General features: G+C 64.3%; 16 protein-coding genes. 14 read left to right on the top strand and 2 right to left on the bottom strand.

Features of this window, described 5'->3' with window-relative positions; genetic code table 11:
* The first annotated feature begins 269 nt into the window (after positions 1–269).
* The 10 genes from ACILQ5_RS03430 (at position 270) to ACILQ5_RS03385 (ending at position 11011) form a co-directional block, all read left to right on the top strand.
* A complete protein-coding gene (locus ACILQ5_RS03430; RefSeq protein ID WP_395656570.1) occupies positions 270–1589 on the top strand; it encodes a sugar ABC transporter substrate-binding protein in 1320 nt (439 codons plus the stop codon).
* Positions 1590–1709: 120 nt separating this feature from the next.
* Positions 1710–2936, top strand: a complete 1227-nt coding sequence (locus ACILQ5_RS03425) for a PucR family transcriptional regulator (protein ID WP_395656569.1) — start codon at positions 1710–1712, stop codon at positions 2934–2936.
* Between the two features lie 174 nt (positions 2937–3110).
* Positions 3111–3410, top strand: coding sequence for a Dabb family protein (locus ACILQ5_RS03420; RefSeq protein ID WP_395656568.1), 300 nt, complete (start codon positions 3111–3113; stop codon positions 3408–3410).
* Positions 3410–4336 (top strand): cyclase family protein, encoded by a 927-nt coding sequence (locus ACILQ5_RS03415; protein WP_395656567.1) that lies wholly within the window; start codon positions 3410–3412, stop codon positions 4334–4336. Before ACILQ5_RS03420 ends, ACILQ5_RS03415 begins: the two co-directional genes overlap by 1 nt.
* Positions 4337–4366: 30 nt before the next feature.
* Entirely contained in the window at positions 4367–5551 is a 1185-nt protein-coding gene (locus tag ACILQ5_RS03410; RefSeq protein ID WP_395656566.1) for an FAD binding domain-containing protein, read from the top strand.
* 51 nt (positions 5552–5602) lie between these two features.
* Positions 5603–6373, top strand: a complete 771-nt coding sequence (locus ACILQ5_RS03405; protein WP_395656565.1) for an SRPBCC family protein — start codon at positions 5603–5605, stop codon at positions 6371–6373.
* 34 nt (positions 6374–6407) lie between these two features.
* Positions 6408–7259: an FAD binding domain-containing protein gene (locus ACILQ5_RS03400; protein ID WP_395656564.1), complete on the top strand. Its 852-nt coding sequence runs from the start codon at positions 6408–6410 to the stop codon at positions 7257–7259.
* Position 7260: 1 nt separating this feature from the next.
* Complete coding sequence (locus ACILQ5_RS03395) at positions 7261–7770, top strand: (2Fe-2S)-binding protein (RefSeq protein ID WP_395656563.1); 510 nt, start codon at positions 7261–7263, stop codon at positions 7768–7770.
* Entirely contained in the window at positions 7767–10172 is a 2406-nt protein-coding gene (locus ACILQ5_RS03390) for a xanthine dehydrogenase family protein molybdopterin-binding subunit (RefSeq protein ID WP_395656562.1), read from the top strand. The genes ACILQ5_RS03395 and ACILQ5_RS03390 overlap by 4 nt, the downstream gene beginning before the upstream one ends.
* Positions 10169–11011, top strand: a complete 843-nt coding sequence (locus ACILQ5_RS03385; protein WP_395656561.1) for a carbon-nitrogen family hydrolase — start codon at positions 10169–10171, stop codon at positions 11009–11011. The genes ACILQ5_RS03390 and ACILQ5_RS03385 overlap by 4 nt, the downstream gene beginning before the upstream one ends.
* Before the next feature lie 446 nt (positions 11012–11457).
* On the opposite strand, the gene ACILQ5_RS03380 is transcribed toward ACILQ5_RS03385, so the two are convergent.
* The gene (locus ACILQ5_RS03380; RefSeq protein WP_395656560.1) at positions 11458–11808 is read right to left on the bottom strand and encodes a cupin domain-containing protein; all 351 of its coding nucleotides are present in this window, start codon (positions 11806–11808) and stop codon (positions 11458–11460) included.
* 93 nt (positions 11809–11901) lie between these two features.
* Entirely contained in the window at positions 11902–12972 is a 1071-nt protein-coding gene (locus ACILQ5_RS03375; RefSeq protein ID WP_395656559.1) for an alpha/beta hydrolase family protein, read from the bottom strand.
* A gap of 229 nt (positions 12973–13201) precedes the next feature.
* Here ACILQ5_RS03375 and ACILQ5_RS03370 point away from each other — a divergent pair, with 229 nt between their 5' ends.
* From ACILQ5_RS03370 to ACILQ5_RS03355, 4 genes are all read left to right on the top strand, one after another.
* Entirely contained in the window at positions 13202–15574 is a 2373-nt protein-coding gene (locus ACILQ5_RS03370; protein WP_395656558.1) for a xanthine dehydrogenase family protein molybdopterin-binding subunit, read from the top strand.
* Between the two features lie 174 nt (positions 15575–15748).
* Complete coding sequence (locus ACILQ5_RS03365; protein WP_395656557.1) at positions 15749–17353, top strand: sugar ABC transporter ATP-binding protein; 1605 nt, start codon at positions 15749–15751, stop codon at positions 17351–17353.
* Positions 17350–18426 carry an ABC transporter permease gene (locus ACILQ5_RS03360; protein ID WP_395656556.1) on the top strand — a complete coding sequence of 359 codons (1077 nt, stop codon included), beginning with the start codon at positions 17350–17352 and terminating at the stop codon, positions 18424–18426. The genes ACILQ5_RS03365 and ACILQ5_RS03360 overlap by 4 nt, the downstream gene beginning before the upstream one ends.
* 2 nt (positions 18427–18428) lie before the next feature.
* Complete coding sequence (locus ACILQ5_RS03355) at positions 18429–19172, top strand: DsbA family protein (protein WP_395656555.1); 744 nt, start codon at positions 18429–18431, stop codon at positions 19170–19172.
* Positions 19173–19219 lie beyond the last annotated feature (47 nt).

The raw sequence follows: 19219 nt of genomic DNA, 5'->3' as shown, positions 1-19219 counted from the left end.
TGGGCGTGGCGTGAGCGTCACCTGGCAGACAATTCTGACGCCGGCAGCCACTTGCAGGAAGGTGACAGGGATCGCGCCGAATTCGTCGAATCTCGGCAACACGTGTCCCTGTGGACCACCCCCAAACTGGATCTCACCAAGACCGAGAGGGGCTATCAGCAACCACAAGGTCCCTAAGCCGCCCAGGCATCCATCTGAGGCTTAGTCCTGACGACAACCCCGATCCCACGCTACGTGATCGAACCTGGGGCGTTTCTACAAGGCGCCGCTTGAAGGGACCCGGCTCACTCGCCGAGCACTTCGTTGATCCGATTCTCGGACTCAGCATCACCAATGGCGGCTACATGGTGTGGCTCGCCGCTGACACTTCGCAGGCTCGTTGCCTGTCCAGCACAGCACTCCGAAAGAGGAACGACATGCACAAGACACTCGGCACACGAGTCCGACGCCTCGTTGGCGCGGTCCTGACGTTGGCGGTGATGGGAGCCATCAGCAGTTGCAGCACTGAGTCCGGGGGACAGGCCGCTTCCGTCTCCAGTGACGACAAGGTGGCGCAGGCGGCGACCGAAGCCATCGACAAGCTCTACGGCAACGGCACCTTCACCGAGCCCGCGTCCACCGGCCCCAAGGCGCAATCCGGCTACAAGGTCGCGCTGGTGAGCTCTGGTCTTCAGTCGCCGACCGGAACTGCCATGGCCAACGGCGCCAAGGCCGCCGCAAAAGTCCTCGGCTGGGACTTCACCGTATACGACGGCAAGTACGAGCCCTCCGAGTATCAAGAGGGCATCCGGCAGGCCATCTCCCAGAACGCGGACGCCATCTGGCTTTACTCAATCGATTGCCCGCTCGTCAAGACCGCCCTCGAAGAGGCCAAGAAGGCGGGCATCCCGGTCTTCGCCGAGGAGGCCGCCGACTGCAGCGACGTCGACCCCAGCCAGCCCTCCTACTACGAGCGGACCCTGGAGTTTGTCGAAGGTGACTTCATTACGTGGGGCGAGGGACTCGGCGCTGCGGAGGCCACGTGGCTCCTTTCCAAGCTCGGATCCGAGGCGAACATCATTGAGGTCAGCAACACCGAGCTCGTCATCACCAAGGCTGTGCACGATGGCTTCCAGAAGGCGATGAAGGAGCAGTGCCCCGAGTGCAAGGTCACGACACTCAACATCCGGCTTGCCGATTTCGGGCCCGCCCTCGAGGAAAAGATCTCGACTGCGCTTCTTCGCAACCCGGAAGCCAACGGCATGGCCCTGTCCTATGACGACCTCGTTACGTCCGGGGGAGCGGCGGCGGTGATGGCGTCTGGACGCAACGACTCGATCGAGGTGGTCTCCGGCAGCGGATATGCCGCGAACATCGAACTCGTCCGCCAGAACAAGGGTCAGGACGCGGGATGGACCTACGACGGAAGCTATGAGGCGTGGTCGGCCGCGGACATGATCAACCGGTACTTTGCCGGCGAGGAGAGCGTCCCGTCGGGCGTGGGCATCTCGATGTTCGACCACGACCACGACCTCCCGCCCGAGGGCGAGGCCTGGTCGACCAGCATTGACTACGAACCGATCTTCAAGAAGGTGTGGGGCGTCTCCTGATCCACCAACCGGAAGGGGGAGGGCGAGGGCTCGCGCCAGCGTCCTCCCCCGCCCCGACCGGCGAGGGTCGAGGATCAGAACGCCGCTCAGAGGTGTGCGCCGGCGCCCTACAATCCACGTATGTCGATCGAGCACGACCTGCGGGCGGTCGCGGATGAACTCATTCTGAAGATTCCCGCGATCAGCGAAGAAGTCAGGGAGCGCTGCCGCTCCGGTGCTCCCAATTACTACCGCCGCAACGACCCCATGTTGCTCGAAACCGAACTCCCCAGCATCACGGGGGCGCTCACGAGCATCATCCACGGGCTCCGCAACGCCCGGCAGCTCCCTGAGGGTGCCTCCGAGGGGGCCTTGGAGGAGGCCAGGGTTGCGGCACAGGCCGGCGTCGAACTGACCGACCTGCTCCTTACTCGCCGGATCGGTCAAGTGGTCCTGTGGAACTGGATTCTTGAAACGGTTGTACGCATCGTCCCTGCAGGCCCGCGCCAGATCGCCGTCCTGAAGCAGGCCGCAGAGTTTCACTTCGCTTGGAACGACCGCATCACGCACGACGTAGTAGCGACCTACGAGCAGGAGAAGTCGGCCTACTTCTTCCACAGCAGGGACCGGCAGCGTCGCGCGGTCGTCACGGACCTGCTGAACGGAGTTCCGACAGACACCGAGCAACTGGGTTACAACCTGAAGGTTGATCACCTGGCCGCAGTGGTGTGGGGAAGTGCGCCAAGGGCTGCCCTGAAGTCTCTCGCGGCACTGTTCGAGGCGTCCCTCCTCGTGGTCGAAGGCACGGGCGGGACGTCGCTGGCTTGGTTGGGCAGTAGCCGACTCTGCGAGTCCTTCGAGCAGCGTTACGAGACGTTCCAACCACCGGCGGCAACTTTCGTTGCAGTCGGCGGCCCGCTGAATGGAGTCGAAGGCTTCCGCCGCGCACATAGGCAGGCGTGGCAGGCATGCCGAGTCGGGCGCCTCCGCTCCCAACCTGTCACGCGCTACCGCGATGTCGCTCTGGAGAGTGTCGTACTTCGTGACGCGCCGGCCGCTCGCGATTTCATGATGAGTGAGTTGGGGCCAATCGGCGACGACGACGCGCGTACCCAGCTCCTGCGTGAGACGTTGAAGGCCTACTTCGACACCGGTCAGAACGCGGCCGCTACCGCGGGCCGCATCCGTGTGCACGAGAGGACGGTCGCGTACCGCCTCAAGTCGATCGAGGAACGGCTCGGATTCCCGATCAACGACCGCCGCGACGAGCTCGCGGTCGCCCTTCGCCTGGCTGATGTGTTGCACGACGCCAGCGATCGTCAGCTCTCCATTCTCGGAGAGAACAGCCAAGGCGAGACAGGGATCTGAGTGACGACCAGGAGTCCCTCGACGGACTTCCGGGCTGACGTGGACGGCCAGCACGTCAGCAATCCCACAAAGACAACCTCCATCTTGTCGGAGCATGCAGAGGCGATCGGAATGGTCGGCTTCCAGACTGACGCAGCGCAGTTGCGCACTCACGCGTTAGCAAAGGAGTTCCCCATGATCCGCCACGTCTTTTCTTGGCGTGTGGCCGAGGGCCACAGTAACGACGACGTCATCGAGTTGCTGAACACCCTTCGCGAGCCGTACCCCTACATCCAGTACTGGGAGCTCGGCGCGCACGAGGGCGACCCGGGCGACAATGGTCAGCCCTTCAGTGGCGTGCTGATCAACGACTTCGAGTCCTGGGATGATCTGCAGAAGTACTCGGTCGACGAGTTCCACCTCGAGGTCGTGGCCAAGCTCAAGCCCAAGCTGGCTGAGCGCGCCGTCGTGGACTTCGTGCGTGAGGGCGCGTGATGGATCGGGCCGGCATCAAGGTCGCCGCTAGCCCGTGGGGACCCGATGATCAGCTCGGGGCGCTCAATCACCTCAGCCGCGAAGGTTCCGCCGCCATCTTGGCGCGGGTCGACGGAACCCGGAGCTACGACCTCAGCATCGACTACTTCGTCGGTATGCCGAGCTTCCAAGCCGCTGGCGACCCCAGCTATCAGCTGTTCATGAGCCATACGCCGGCTGGAACTGTCGTTGACAACATGAACGGGGCAGGTGAGGCCGGCAACCGGCACGTCTGCTACTCCGGTGATGTCGTCTTCATGTACACCCACACCGGGACACACATCGATTCTCTGAGCCATTTCGGCGTCGACGGGCACATCTACAACGGCTTCTCGGTCGAGGACAATCTCGGTAGTCGCGGATGGACCAAGGGCGGGGCAGAGGTCATCCCGCCCATCATCACCCGCGGTGTGTTGCTCGATGTTGCCAAGAGCCACCAGGTCGATTGTCTGCCGGATTCGTACGCCATCACCGTTGAGGACTGCCAGAAGGTGCTCGGTGATGCGGGCATCACCCTGCAGCCGGGCGACGTCGCGCTGGTCCGGACTGGACGTATGGGGTTTTGGCCCGACGGGTCCAAGGTTCTCGGGAATCCTCCGGGACTCAGCCTCGAGGCCGCCAAGTGGCTCACCAGTCAAGGAATCTCGGCGATCGCTGCTGACCAGGAGTGTGTCGAGGTCGGTCCGTCCCAGCACGAGGACAACTGGCTCCCCGGGCACTGTCACTTTCTTGCAGAGGCCGGCGTTCCCATGATCGAACTGGTCAACCTCGAGGAACTGTCGCGCGACGGCGTCGACGAGTTCTGTCTGATCGCGGCACCCATCCGCCTCCGCGGCGCAAGCGGAGCACCGCTGCGACCCATCGCGTTGCCGCTGCGTGACAACTGATCGCGAGAGGGACGGACAAGGAGGTACGGGATGAGCATACCGAAGGTCGCCGTTGTCGGCGGCTCGATCGCGGGTCTGACGGCGGCGAATGTGCTCCGCGACGCCGGCTGTGAGGTGGACGTCTTCGAGCGGAGCGACACGCTGCTCTCCGGTTTCGGCACCGGGATCGTGGTCCAACCCGAGCTGGTCCGCTACCTGCTGGAGCGCACCTCGACCACTCTGGACGACATCAGCGTCCCGAGCCACGCGATGCGCTACTTCGACGCTGCCTCTGGGCGCAGCGCGGGACAGGTCGAGGCAAGGTGGCGCTTCACGGCCTACAACGCCATCTACCAGAAGTTGCTCGACGCCTTTGGGACAGAGCGCTACCACCTCGGCAAGGAGCTCGTCGGGCTGACGCCGGGAACGGACAGCTCTTCGGCTGCCTTTGCCGATGGCACTGAGGTCACCGCTGACCTCATCGTCTGCGCGGATGGCGGGGGCTCCGTAGCGCGATCCCAGTTGCTCGCCAGGAAGCCTGACTATGCGGGTTACGTCACCTGGCGGGGGATGGTGGACCAGCGTGACGTCTCGGCGGAGACCTGGGACTTCTTCCAGGACGCCTTCACGTACGGATTGCTGCCCGATGGCCACATCATCGCGTATCCCATCAGTCAGGTCTCCTCCGAAGGTGAAGTTACGGGCGACACACGACTCAACTTCCAGTGGTACTGGAACGTCGAAGCCGGCGCGGCTCTCGACCAGCTCATGACGGCGAACGACGGCAGTCGGCGGCCTGTCTCCGTACACTTCCCGGCACTGCGGGCGTCCAGCCTCGAAGAGTTCCGCGGCCGGGCGACCAGCCAGTTGGCGCCCGTCTTCCGTGACCTCATCACCGGTGCGCCGCAGCCGTTCGTCACGATCGTCGCCGACGCCGATGTCCCCCAGATGGCCTTCGACCGACTCGCCTTGATCGGGGATGCAGCATTCACACCCCGACCGCACGCCGCGGCCGGAGCTGCCAAAGCAGCTGCTGATGCCTGGGCGCTGGCCGAGAGCCTCATCGAGGCTTCCGGTGACGTCCAGGAGGCCTTGGTCGCATGGGAACCCGAGCGGCTCGCCGTGGGGCAGGCGTACCTGGCAAAGGTGCGCGCGATGGCCGCTGCCCTGCAGCACGGGGGGGAGTTCCCCCCTGGGGCGACAGAGTTCCGGTTCGGTCTACCCAAACCCGCGTGATGCGGGCTATGACCTCACCCGAGGTCGTCCCGAGTTGCGACTGACGCATTCTTGGAATACGTCGCCCAGGCGAAGAAGGAGAACCCGATGCAGTTGCTCAATGAGTTCGAAGTAGCGCTCCCGCCCGAGAACACGTGGATCCTGCTCACCGACCTCGAGAAGGTGGCGCCATGTCTTCCCGGCGCATCAATCACGTCGGTTGAAGGCGATGACTTCCATGGCCGCGCCAAGATCAAGGTCGGTCCGATCACAGCCGAGTACAAGGGTGTCGCGCAGTTCACGGAGCTTGACGAGGAGGCGCACACCGCCGTCCTCCTCGCCCGCGGCAAGGACGCACGCGGTCAGGGAGACGCAACCGCCAACGTGCGCGCGACACTCCACCCGAAGGGCGCGGGTACGCGCGTGGTGGTCGAGACGGAACTCGCCCTGACCGGCAAGGTGGCCCAGTTCGGACGGGGCGTGCTTGCGGACGTGAGTGGCGCACTCATGACCATGTTCGCTCAGCGGCTGCAAGAGATGGTCGCAACCGAAGGCGCGCCTGACGCACCCACGTCTGCTGCCGCTGCCACAGACGACCGCGACGCGCAGAACCGGAATGCCGCGGCCCCAGCGCAGCCGGCGGCCCCCGCGTCATCCAGCCGGGCAGGTGGGCGTGTCAGCGACCGCGACGACGACGTGCTCGACGTCCTTGCTCTGGCCGGCGGCATGTCGTGGGCCAAGGCTCTTCCTGCCGGCGGAACGCTCGTCAGCGTCGTAGCCGCCCTGATCAGTGTCTTCGCTGCGGGATACGCCTCCGCCTGGGCGCGCTCGGCCAATCGTTGATGTCATCAATCACCACTGATTGAGGGAGTACACCGTGAAACCACCCAAGTTTCGTTATGTCGCACCCAGGTCGCTCGACGACGCCGTCGAGCTTCTGGCGTCCGATCCGGACGCAAAGGTGTTGTCGGGTGGTCAGAGCCTGATGCCGCTCCTCGCCATGCGGTTGGCAGCTCCCTCGATCTTGGTCGACCTACAGCATGTATCTGGCCTCGATGACATCGAAGACCACGGCACATCTCTGCTGATCGGGGCGCGTGTGACGCACCGAGAGATCGAGCGTTCGACCTTGGTGGCCGAGCGTCTGCCGATCCTGTCTGCAGCGGTCGTCCACATCGCTCATCCGCAGATTCGATCGCGCGGAACCCTCGGCGGTAGCACAGCGCACGCCGACCCGTCTGGTGAGTGGCCGACCATCCTGCTGGCCCTGGGCGCAACGATGCACACGGTGAGCCCCCGCGGGCGTAGGACGATCGAGGCCGACGACTTCTTCGTCGGGCCCTTCACCTCGACCCTTGCCGAAGATGAGATCCTCACCCACGTCTCGGTATCTACCACGCGTACTGCATGGTCCTTCCAGGAAGCTGCCGTCAAGAAGGGTGACTACGGGCTCGCCCTGGTGGCTGCCACCGGCACCCCTCGCGATGGGGTGCTCTTGGACCCGAGAGTCACAGTCGGTGCTGCGGTCGGGTCCGTACGGAGGGTCGTGGAGGTCGAGCGTCTCTTGGCCGGGACGCCACTGACCGCGGCCCTGGCGAACGAGGCAGCCGTCACGGCGGCCGCTTCGATCGACCCGATCTCGGATATTCACGGCAACAGCGAGTACCGCCGGAAGCTGGTGGCCGCACTAGTACGACGTGCCGTCACCGAACTCACGAACGGAGCCTGACGTGTCCACGACCCCCGAAGAGCGTTTGGCCGTCTCGATGACGATCAATGGACGCCGCTATCGCGCTACGGTTGAGGCGCGCAGGACGCTGGCCGACTTCATCCGTGAGGATGCGCAGCTTCCCGGCACCAAGCTTGGCTGCGAACACGGTGTGTGCGGAGCATGCACCGTGCTGCTCGACGATCTGCCGGCGCGTTCATGCCTCACCCTCGCCGTGCAAGCGGAAGGCAGTCAGATCCGAACCGTGGAGAGCCTTGCCGATGGCCAGGAGCTAAACCACCTTCAACGTGCTTTCCGCGAGCAGCACGGCCTCCAGTGTGGATTCTGCACGGCTGGCTTCCTGATGACCGCCACGGCATTGCTCGAGGACAACCCGACGCCGACCCGGGAGGACATCGTGGAGACGGTGTCAGGGTCCCTGTGTCGATGCACGGGATACCAGACCATCATCTCTGCCATCGAACAAGCGGCCGCCGAGCGTCAGAGCGACACGGAGGACGAGGACCAGTGAAGAAGCTCGACAGTCACCAGCACATGAAGACGCCGGTCGTCGCTGCTCGTTCGGTCGGGACCCGAGTGCTGCGGGCTGAAGACCCGCGGTTGCTCACCGGCCGAGGTGAGTTCATCGCCGATATCGACCTCCCTCGCCAGCTCCACGTGGCTTTCGTACGAAGTCCTGTTGCACACGCGCGAATCACCAATCTCGACTTGTCCGCAATCCGGGACGCGGACGGCGTGGCACTGGCGTGGTCCGGCAAGGACGTCGCTCCCTTGTGCGAGGGCCTCGTCGGCGAGATGGCGGTTGAAGGCTGCTTTCCGACCACGATGCCGCTGCTCGCGGGAGATGAAGTCGTGTACGTCGGTGAGCCTGTCGCCGTGGTCGTGGCTGACTCGCGCTACGCAGCCGAGGACGCATGTGAACTGATTGACTGGGACTTCGACGAACTGCCTGCCGTCACCAACGCGGACTCCGCCGCCGGTGGCGGTCCAGTCGCGAACCCGCAGCTGCCCGACAACATCGGACTCAACGGTGGCGCAAGCTTCGGTGACGTTTCACGAGCCTTCGAAGGAGCACACCAGGTCGTCGAAGGCCGGTTCTACACCTGCCGTGTCTCGGCGGCTCCTATGGAGACACGCGGCGTGATCGCCGACTACGAATGGGCGTCGAAGGCCCTACGTCTGTGGTCGAACACCCAGATGCCGCACTATCTGAAGTACATGCTGACGGCGTACCTCGGTTTCCCGGAGCAAAGCGTCGAAGTCATCACTCCCGACACCGGCGGTGGGTTCGGCATGAAGGCGCACGTCTATCCCGAAGAGATGTTGCTGCCACTCCTCGCCAGGGAAGTCGGCCGACCTGTCAAGTGGATCGAGGACCGTCGAGAGAACCTCATCGCCGGCGCCCACGCGCATGAGCAGTACGTCGACATCGCGTACGCGCTTGATGCCGACGGCAAGATCACAGGAGTGCGTACACACGCGCTCGGTGACGGCGGGGCGTATCACTTGCCGCCGTGGTCGATGGCCGTGGAGCCGTGGTGTGCGGCGGTGATGACCCCCACCGGCATCTACGACGTACCGGCTGTGGAGTACACCTACAAGGCCGCGGCCACCAACAAGACGCCCGTCGGCGCCTACCGCGGGGTGGGCTACATGGCCGGGACATTCGCTCGTGAGTGCCTCGCCGACGATGCTGCGCGTGCACTGCGCATGTCGCCCTTCGACTTCCGTCGACTCAACGTGGTTCGCGAGTTCCCGTGGACCAATCCTCAGGGCATTGTTTACCAGGAGGGAAGCTGGCTGCAGACGATCGATGCGCTTGAGGAGATGGTCGACTACCCGGCCTTCCTGCGTCGGCAGGCCGAGTTGCGCGAGCAGGGGCGCTACATCGGTTTGGGCCTGAGTTGCTTCGTCGAGAGCAGCGGCGAGAGTACGGCGACCAGCCTCGAGCACGGGCTCGGGGACGTTTACCACGACACTGCCACAGTCCGGCTGAATCCCAATGGCACCGCCAACGTGACGATCGGTCTGTCGGCGCAGGGCCAAGGACTCGCCACGACGATGGCCCAGATGGCAGCCGATACCTTGGGCATCAAGGTGGAGGACGTCAGCGTTCAGACAGCGAGGTCGACCTCTCACGCCTACGGCTCGGGCACCATCGGTAGTCGCGGCGCAGTCGTTGCAGGTGGAGCCGTGGCACGAGCAGCAGACATTGTCAGGGAGAAGGTGCGGCAGGTAGCCGCCCATATGCTCGAAGCGTCAACAGATGACATCGAGCTGGTAGATGGTCTCGCTTCGGTCAAGGGCATCTCAGACACCTCGTTGTCGATCGCCGATGTTGCCACCGCGATCTACTTCGACCTCGACTCGTGGCCGGAGGACTTCGAGCCGACCCTCGAGGCTACACAGGCCTATGATCCTTCGCAGGCGATGTTCAGCAACGGCGGCCACGCGATCCTGGTGGAACTAGATGCCGAGACCGGCTTCGTGCGCTTCGAGAAGATCTTCTCGGTCGAAGACTGCGGCACGGTGATCAACCCCAACATCGTTGAAGGACAGATCCGCGGCGGCGTCCTGCAAGGCATCGGTGCATCGGTATTCGAGGAGCTGGCCTACGACGAGTCGGGCCAGATTCTCACGACCACATTCCTCGACTACGGATTGCCGACAATGGACGTGGCGCCGCCGTTTGAGATCAACCACCTCGAGACGCCCTCCTCGCACTCCGCCTCGGGCGTGAAGGGGATGGGGGAGTCGGGCCTCATCGCGGCTCCCGCTGCAGTCTTGAACGCCGTCAACGACGCGCTGTCGCCCTTCGGCGTTGTGTTGCGCGACCTGCCTCTGACGCCCGAGAAGGTGCTTGGTGCCATGTCTGGACCGAAGGTGACGACTAGTTCGGCAGCGGGGTCGTGACCAGAGGTGACGGGGCGCGCACAAATCGTCTGCGCGTTGCCCTGCTTCAGGTCTCCTATGGCGACGACGAGAGTCTGTCCGATCGGGTTCAGCGAGTGAGTCATTGGATCCGGGAGATCGGACCAGCAGACCTGGTGGTGCTCCCGGAGCTTTGGGCGCACGGCGGCTTCGCATCGACGTCGTGGCGGGCGACAGCGGAGCTCATGAATGGACCGACTGTCGCGCAGATGGCCTCAGTTGCCCGCGAGGTCGGTGTGTGGCTGCACGCGGGATCCATCATTGAGCGAGCAGAGGACGGCGCCGATCGCGGTGCCGAGGGACGCGGACTGTGGAACACTTCTGTGCTCGTCTCTCCACAAGGCACCGTTCACAAGACGTACCGGAAGATCCATCGTTTCGGCTTCGGCGAGGGTGAACCGCGCCTGCTGGAAGCCGGCACCGACCCCGCTGTCGCCGAGCTGGCGCACGGTACGAGTGCGAGTCGTGTTGGCATGGCGACCTGCTATGACCTTCGGTTTCCGGAGCTCTTCCGTCGACTCGGCGACCTCGGTGCCGACGTGATCGTCCTTCCGGCGGCATGGCCGATGCCCAGAGTGGAGCACTGGCGGCTACTCGGACGGGCCCGAGCCTTGGAGAACCAATCCTGGGTGCTCCAGTGCAACACCGCCGGCACGCACAGCGGCGTGGAGATGGGAGGCCACTCCCAGGTCGTCGCCCCTACCGGCGAAGTCGTCGCCGAGCTCGGGAGCGAGGAAGACGTCCTCCTCACTGACATCGACCTGAGCCTCGTCGCCTCTGTCAGAGCGGATTTTCCCGTCCTGGCCGACCGCAGGATCTAGACGTACATCCGAGTCAACTAAGCGGCCAGTAGCAGTAGCTCGATAGCGTGATGGCGCCGCGGCTGTCGCGAGCCGTACTGGATGGCCGATTGACGATCGTTACCCGCTCCGCTCTCGAGGCCCTCACGCACAGTGTCGCGAGCCGCCTTGCCGCGAGCGGTTTACGCCTCGGTCAAAGAGCAGATCGATTCACCTTCGGCAGCGTTCGAACTCGTGACGCTGGTGGACGCAACAACTCAGGGAAGCCACGAGTTCCGGACGAATAAGACCCGGGTCGTAGCGGTCTAGCGGAGCCAAGGTGGCAGGAGCGGTCGGTGGTACACAGTACGAATGCACCGCCTTCGGAGTGACCTAGTCATGGTGATGGGACGTGGTCCGGGCCTAATTGGGCTCCGCCCCGATCATCTTTGATGATCGGGGCGGAGAACGCGCCTCCTACGGAGACGTCAGTCGGCAAGCACCCAGACCTCGCGGAACTTGGTGTGGAAGGTCCACGTGGAGATGTGGCCGGCAGGCAGGAACGCCTGCATCCCCGCCCTGAGATCGACGCGGGAGCCGTTCTCGAGTTCAATCGTGACCTCGCCCTCCAGGACGTAGATGATCTCGTTGTATTCGAGCGTGTAGGTGGTCTTGGACGGCTCACACTCGAAGACTCCGGTCGCCCGGGCCCCGCTTTCGTAGTTCTCGAAAAGGGTGAAGCCCCGGCCCTTGGGGTCTCCTTCGTGAATGGTGACGCCATCGGGCTGCCAGGTCTCCAGCTCGACGGTCCCAGACTCGACGGCCCTGATCTCATCCATGAAGTTCCTACCGTTCCGCAGCTACTCGGCTGCCTTGAGGGGTGTGGTGTGGCCCGCGCGACGCAGCGGTCGCGAACGCCGCGCGGGGCCGGTTCAGGGGCGAAGTTGGTTCGCCAGCCAGTCCGCCATGCGAAGGCGCGGGGCGGGACCGAGGTTGTGGCAGCAGTGATCGCCCTCGGGCTCGAGATCAATCGTGATGTCCGCGTCGACCGCGTACTCCTGCAACAGATCCAGCTCGGTGATGGGAGTCTCGTCCTTGGCCCCGTGCATTACGTACGTCGGCACCTTCAGTCCGGCTAGCACGGGGCGTACGTCGATGGCTTCCTTGACCCGCTCCTGTGCAGTGGACAGATCGGGCGACTTGGTGACGTACTGCCAGCTGAGCTTGGTCATGGGGTACTCGAAATCCCAGTCGTCCATCTGGACGAAACCACCCCAAGTGACGCATGCACGGAACCGGTCGTCCATAGAGGCGGCACGCAGCGCATAATGTCCTCCCAGGCTGCGGCCCAGCACTCCGATCCGATCCTTGTCGATAGTCACTTCAAGGGTTTCGAGGTAGTCGACCACCCGCGAGGTGTACCGGTGGTAGTCGCCGGCGAGTGCGACGTCCTCGAACATCTCACCCTGGCCGGGACCGTCGAAGGTGAAGGTGGCGACGCCTCGCTCGAGTAGGAGGTTCTCGAACATGTAGCTCTCCTCCTTCGTGCTCTCGAGGCCGCCGAGCAGCACAGCGCACGGGACAGGACCGTCGGCCCCCTTGGGCCGGCGCAGGTAGCCGATGATCACGGTGTCGTCGATGGGGAGGTCTACACGCTCAGCCGGGGGGTCGAGCAGTGGAGCGGCGCGGTGATAGAGCTCGGCCTTGCGGAGCTGGCCCTTCGGGCGGCGTCCGTCGAACCATAGGAACTGCGCGTACTGCGCGGCCATGGATCCGACCCAGAACCAGTAGCCGGCCGTGAGGTCGTTTCCGTCCTTCAGGGCGGTGTCACCCATGGCCTCGTACGTGTCCGCCTTTGCCATCCAGAAGTCGAACCATGACGTATCAGCGTCCCGACGCTGGGCGGCCAGGAGGTCGGCAAACGGCAGACCGTCCATCAACAGGCGGCCCCAGTTCAGCATCTCTTCTTCGGCCGTCGGGACTTGTGGGGTCTCGGTCGTCATGTCTTCTCCATAGGTCGGGAGGCAGCATCTTCCCGACTGCGCGGCCGTTGGCCGTCTACATGTTCCGCGAATCCGAGGCATCTCTTTGCTGCCCACCTAGCAATGGGAAGGCATATGTACATGATCTGCCCATAGGGCGGATGCGCTTCTCCCGCCAGCGAGCAGCGAAGCAACGACGCCGCGACGACACTTCGTGTCTCGGAACATCGCACAGAAGTGAGGACGAGCAGTGAGTAGACCTGGCGCTTCGGGTGGCCTCGGCCCTTCAGCAAAGAGATACGTAGGGCAGCCCGTGCGTCGCCGTGAGGACGCGCGGCTCCTGCGGGGAGACGCGCGTTTCGTGGACGACGTCGATATTCACGGGCAGCTCTACATGAGCGTGGTGCGTTCATCTGAGGCCCATGCGCACATCGTCTCCGTGGATGCCTCTGCGGCACGACGAGCTCCCGGCGTCCGGCTAGTCATCACGGCCGATGACATCGATGCTGAAGTCCCACTGGAACAGATCGGGTACCACGAGGTTTACCCGCAGATCGACGACTATCTGCACCCGATCTTTGCAGGCGACCGTGTCCGATACGTCGGGCAACCCGTCGCCGCGGTTGTCGCTGACACGCCGTACCTGGCTGAAGACGCCGCCGGGCTGGTGGAGGTCACCTACGACCTCCTACCGCCGGTGCTCGATCCTCAGTACGCCTTGACCGATGAGGCTGAGCCACTATTCGAGGGGCAATCCAACGAGGCAGTGCGCATCGTGAAGGCGTACGGCGACGTAGCGGGCGCCTTTGAGGAGGCAGCGCATGTCGTGAAGGGTCGCTACGTGGTCGGTCGTCACTCCGGGGTGCCGATGGAGACAAGAGGGTGCATCGCAGAGCCCGACCGCGGTCGCAAGCAACTCTTCATGTGGGGCCCGGTCCACACCCACGACTGTCAGCGGCTCATCGCGCAGGTACTCGAACTCCCGCTCACGGATCTGCGCATGAAGCACGTCGACATCGGAGGGAACTTCGGTGTGAAGGGCGGGGTGTTTCCGGAATACATCATGGTGGGCTGGGCGGCCATGCGTTTGGGACGTCCTGTCAAATGGACCGAGGATCGCCTCGAGCACATGGTGGCAAACGCTCACGCTCGCGAGCAGGTGCACGAAATGGCCGCGGCCTTCGACGCCGACGGGGTCCTGCTGGCCTTGAAGGACGAGATCTGGCACAACCACGGAGCGTTCATCCGGCAGGCCGAGCCTCTTGTCAGTGACATCACAGTCGGGATGGTGCCAGGGCCCTACCGAGTGCCGGCGTACGACGGGCTCCTGCACGTCGTGGTGTCCAACAAGACCCCGTTGTCGGCCTACCGTGCTCCAGGAAGGTATGAAGGGACTTTCGCTCGCGAGCGACTCCTCGACCTCGCGGCCGAACAGATCGGCATTTCGCAGGTAGACATTCGGCGCCGCAATCTGCTGACCGAAGCCGACCTCCCGTTCGCGCCGGGCATGGACATCTGTTTCGAGCCCTACCACTTCGACTCGGGTGACGTCGTCGACCACTTGGACAAAGCGCTCGAGTCAGCGGGGTTCGACGAGTGGGAGCGGGAGGCGGCAGAGCTCCGAGCACAGGGCCGCTTGGTCGGCAACGGAATCGGCATGCTGATGGACAAAGCCGGTCTTGGGCTCTACGAGACGAGCGCCATCGACGTGGACGCCTCTGGACGGATCAGAGTTCGAACGGGGGCATCTTCCGTCGGACAGGGCATCGAAACAGTCCTGGCGCAGATCGTTGCCGAAGAACTCCAAGTCGATCCCGAGCTCATCGACGTCATTCACGGCGATACCGAGCTCGTGCCAGAGGGTGTCGGCTCCTGGTCGAGTCGCTCGACGGTCCTGGCCGGAGGAGCGGCGCGTCAGGCGGCCCTCGACACGCTAGCCAAGGCCAAGCGGCTCGCCAGCGAGATGCTGGAAGCGAATATGGACGATCTTATTCTCGTCGATGGCCGCATCGTGGTGTCCGGGCTCGAGGAGCAGGGGTTGAGTCTCGCCGAGATCGCTGACCGGTGGGACGGGTGGTCCGCGAGGTTGGCCAACGACGAGCCGGGCCTCGGCGCGCAGGCCGTCTACCTGGATGAGCACATGAACTATCCCTACGGCGTCACCCTCGTGCAGATCGAGATCGATCCCGCCACGGGCGGCCACACCTTGAGGCGTTTCCTTACCAGCACCGAGGCTGGACGAGCGATCAATCCCATGACCACCCGCGGCCAGGTGATCGGTGCGGCAGCGCAGGGCATCGGGGGCTCCCTCTACGAGGAGTTCCTGTACGACGAATCCGGTCAACCGTTGGCCACGTCCTTCATGGACTACCTTCTGCCGACGTCGCTGGACGTGCCAGATGTCGACTTCTTCATGACGGAGGACGCGCCCACGCCCAACAATCCGTTCGGGGCCAAGGGCTTGGGGGAGGTCGGCCTCATCGCTGTGGGAGCGGCCGTCGCCGGCGCCATCGACGATGCCTTCGGCCAAGGTGTGCGCACGATCAAGGTCCCCGTCCCACCCGAGACGCTCTGGCGGAGGTCGCAGTCGATGGCGTTCAGTGATGAACCCGAGCAGATGTGAGTCGCAACACCCGGAAGGCGTCAAAGGGTGGTCTCGCATTGTCCGGAACCGGATAGCCCGACTTGCTTCCCAAGATCCACAGTTGCGTGTCTTCTCGGCCGGAGATCGGGACACGTACCGATGACCGGACCAAGCAGCGGACCGTGTGCAGAGTAGCCACCACCAGGAGCACCGATGAACGAACAGACCACCACGGAGCATCCCCGGGCGGAGCAGGCGAGGAGGGTTGCGCTCGCCATCCAGGACGTCAGCAAGACCTACGGCGCGACCCGCGCTCTCGACCGGGTCTCGTTGGAGGTCACGACTGGCGCCATCCACGGCCTGATGGGCGGCAACGGGTCTGGCAAGTCCACGTTGATCAAGATGCTGGCAGGTGTCGTCACGCCTGACCAGGGCAAGCTGGCGCTGAACGGCGACTGGATCGACGCGCGGTCCCACACGCCTTCGCGGGCGAAGGCATCCGGACTTCACTTCGTCCACCAGCAGAACTCCACCTTCCCAGACCTCACGGTCGCCGAGAACCTGGCGCTCGGTCGCGGCTTCGAGTCGACGGCCGTGAAGTCCATCAACTGGAGTGCGCAGAAGGCACGGGCCAGGCAGGTGCTCGACCGGTTCGAGATCGACGTCGCTGCCGACGCCCATCTGGTCCGCCTGTCGCCTGCGGCGCAGATGATGGTGGCGATCGCCCGGGCTCTGCAGGATCAAGATGACACGGACGAGCGCGGCGTGCTGGTTCTGGACGAGCCGACGGCCAGTCTGCCGAAGCACGAGGTCGACGTGCTCCTGACAGCCTTGCGGAAGTACGCCGCCGACGGTCAAACGATCGTGTATGTCTCCCATCGGCTCGAAGAAGTCACCGCCATCACCAACGAGGTGACGGTGCTTCGCAACGGCAGCGTCGCCTCACGGCTCACCGGTGCAGACATCAGCCACGACACTCTCGTGGCCGGCATCACCGGCTCGGCGTCCGCGCAGCCCGCCGCACGCGCGCGGCGTGGCAACGATGTGGTGGCGAGCCGGGTTCACCTGTCTCAAGTAGCGGGTTCCCGCGAGACGGCACTGACCCTGAGCCGCCGATCTGCGGACGGTCTAGAGGACGAGATGTTGCTGGTGCGGACCGGCGAGATCGTGGGCATCGCAGGCCTACTCGGGTCGGGTCGCTCGCGCATGTTGAAGCAGATCTTCGGGGCCGCGCACCGGGATGACTTCGAAGTCACGGTTCGATCGGGCAGGGTGCCATCGTCCGACATGCGGACCGCAATGAAGCGGGGCTTGGCCTTCGTCCCCGAGAACCGTTTGCGCGAAGCGGCACTGCCGGAACTCAGCATCGCCGAGAATCTGTCAATCACGTCGCTCAGTGAACATGCGCGCGTGGGTTGGATCCGCCCCTCGCGAGAGCGGAACGCGGCCAAGCGACTGATCCAGGAGTTCGGGGTCCACGCGCCGAGCACCACTGCGCCGTTGACAGCCCTCTCAGGCGGCAATCAGCAGAAGGTCATCCTGGCGAGGTGGCTGCAACGTCGTCCAGACGTCTTGCTGTTGGACGAGCCGACGCAGGGCGTCGACATCGGGGCGCGCAACGAGATCCACGAACTGGTGCGCGCCGCAGCGTCGGCCGGTACGGCCGTGCTGGTGGTCTCCTCGGACTTCGGTGAGCTGGCAGCGCTGGCTCATCGCGCCGTGGTCACCAGCGGGGGCGAGATCGTCGACAGCGTCGCCGGACCTCTGACCGAGGACATCCTCAACGACATCGTGTACGCACAGGAGAAGGCATTATGAGTCACACGCAAGACACCACCAACGGGCCCGTCGCGTCCCCGGACGCCGAGACGCTGCCTGCTCCTGCAGACGCCGCCGAGGCGGAACAGAAGCGGAAGGCCGCGCGATCCCGCACAGGCAAGGCACGCTTCGTGAACTTCCTCGAGGCCTATGCGCTCCTGGTTCTCCTGGCCCTGATCGCCCTATTCTTCTGCTTCTGGTCGGAGACGTCGTCCACGTTTCCGACCGTGGCTAACCTACGCATCCTGCTTGCCAGCCAGGCTGTCATTGGCGTGATCTCGCTCGGACTGCTGCTCCCGCTCCTCTGCCAGGAGTTCGACCTCTCCGTTGGCAACATCGCGGGCCTCGCCGCCATCGTGGTGGCGGCATACGTTTCGTCCGAAGGCAATGTGCTGGCCGCGGTAGTCCTCGCGCTGGCCATCGGGCTTGCAGTCGGTGCGGTCAACGCTTTGATCGTCACTCGTCTGCACGTCAACGGAGTCATCGCGACCTTGGGTATGTCCACGATCCTGGGGGGCATCATCCTCCAGCGCACCGGCGGTCTCGCGCCGGCGAGCGACATCCCCCAGTCTCTGACCAACTTCGGAACGGGACTCGTAGCCGGCATTCCGATCATCTTCATCACCCTCCTCGTGATCGCGGGTATCACCTACTTCGTGCTCAACCACACTTCTCTGGGGCGCCAGATCTACGCTGTGGGCTCCAACCTGGAAGCAGCGAAGCTCGTCGGCCTCCGCACTGATGGACTCCGCGCGGTGACCTTCGCCGCCGCGGGACTCCTCTGCGGACTGGGTGGTCTCCTGTACGTCTCCCGCGCAGGTGGTGCCTCGCCCAACGTCGGGGCTACCTTCACGCTGCCGGCCTTCGCGGCGGCATTCTTGAGTGCCGCGTCGGTTCGACCGGGGCGTTTCAATGTTTGGGGCACGATCATCGCTGTCTACTTCCTCGCTGTGCTCAACAACGGGCTGAGCCTGGCCGGCGTCGATCCCTACGTGAACGACTATGTGAACGGTGGCGCTCTGATCGCCGGGGTCTCGTTGGCCACCGTGCTGTATCGGCGACGGACGACCTGATCGTGACGGCCGGGACCGACCACGCAGCCGAGTCTCCTGCAGACCCCTTCCAGGACCCGGCGCTGGTCAACACCACGGATGGCGTCATCACGGTCTGGTCGGATATCGGATGTCCCTGGGCGAGCCTTGCGCTGCACACTTTGCGTTCCCGAGTGCTGCAGCGAGACGTTGACGTTGCCATCGACCACCGTGCCTTTCCGCTTGAGCTCTTCAACAAGCGCGGCACGCCGAAGGGGATCATCGATGTTGAGGTGACTGCCATCGCCGGACTGGTGCCGGCTCTCGGTTGGCAGCCTTGGACCGCTCCCGATTGGCAATACGTGGTTTCCACCATGCCAGCCATGGCTGCCGTTCAGGCCGCGAAGGCGCTCAGCGTCGGTGGCCTGCGGGCCAGTGACGAACTAGACCATGCTCTACGTCAGGCCTTCTACATTCACGGCCGTTCGATCAGTGTGCACTCCGAGATCCTTGCGGCCGCTGCGGGCTGCCCCTCGCTGTACTTGCCCGCTCTCGAATCGGCTCTCGAGCAGGGGCGGGGTTACGCGGAGGTATTCACAAACTGGCGTACTGCGGCGGCGCTGCCGGTGCAAGGCAGTCCTCACATCTTCGTCAAGGACCGCTACGCCGAACACAACCCTGGGGTGCAGTACCACTGGACGGCACGTCCGGGTGAGGGATTTCCTCGCTTCGATCAGTACGACGAATCCTGGGCGGACGTGGTTGTCGACACTGTCGTGGCCCCGTGAGCCCGAGCGTGCCCGGAGGACATTCTCGGCGCGCTGAGACCTCGATG

The organism is Nocardioides sp. (assembly GCF_044226305.1).
GTDB lineage: Bacteria > Actinomycetota > Actinomycetes > Propionibacteriales > Nocardioidaceae > Nocardioides.
Note: the sequence above shows the minus strand (reverse complement) of the source record. Positions and strands in the feature narration are given on the sequence as shown.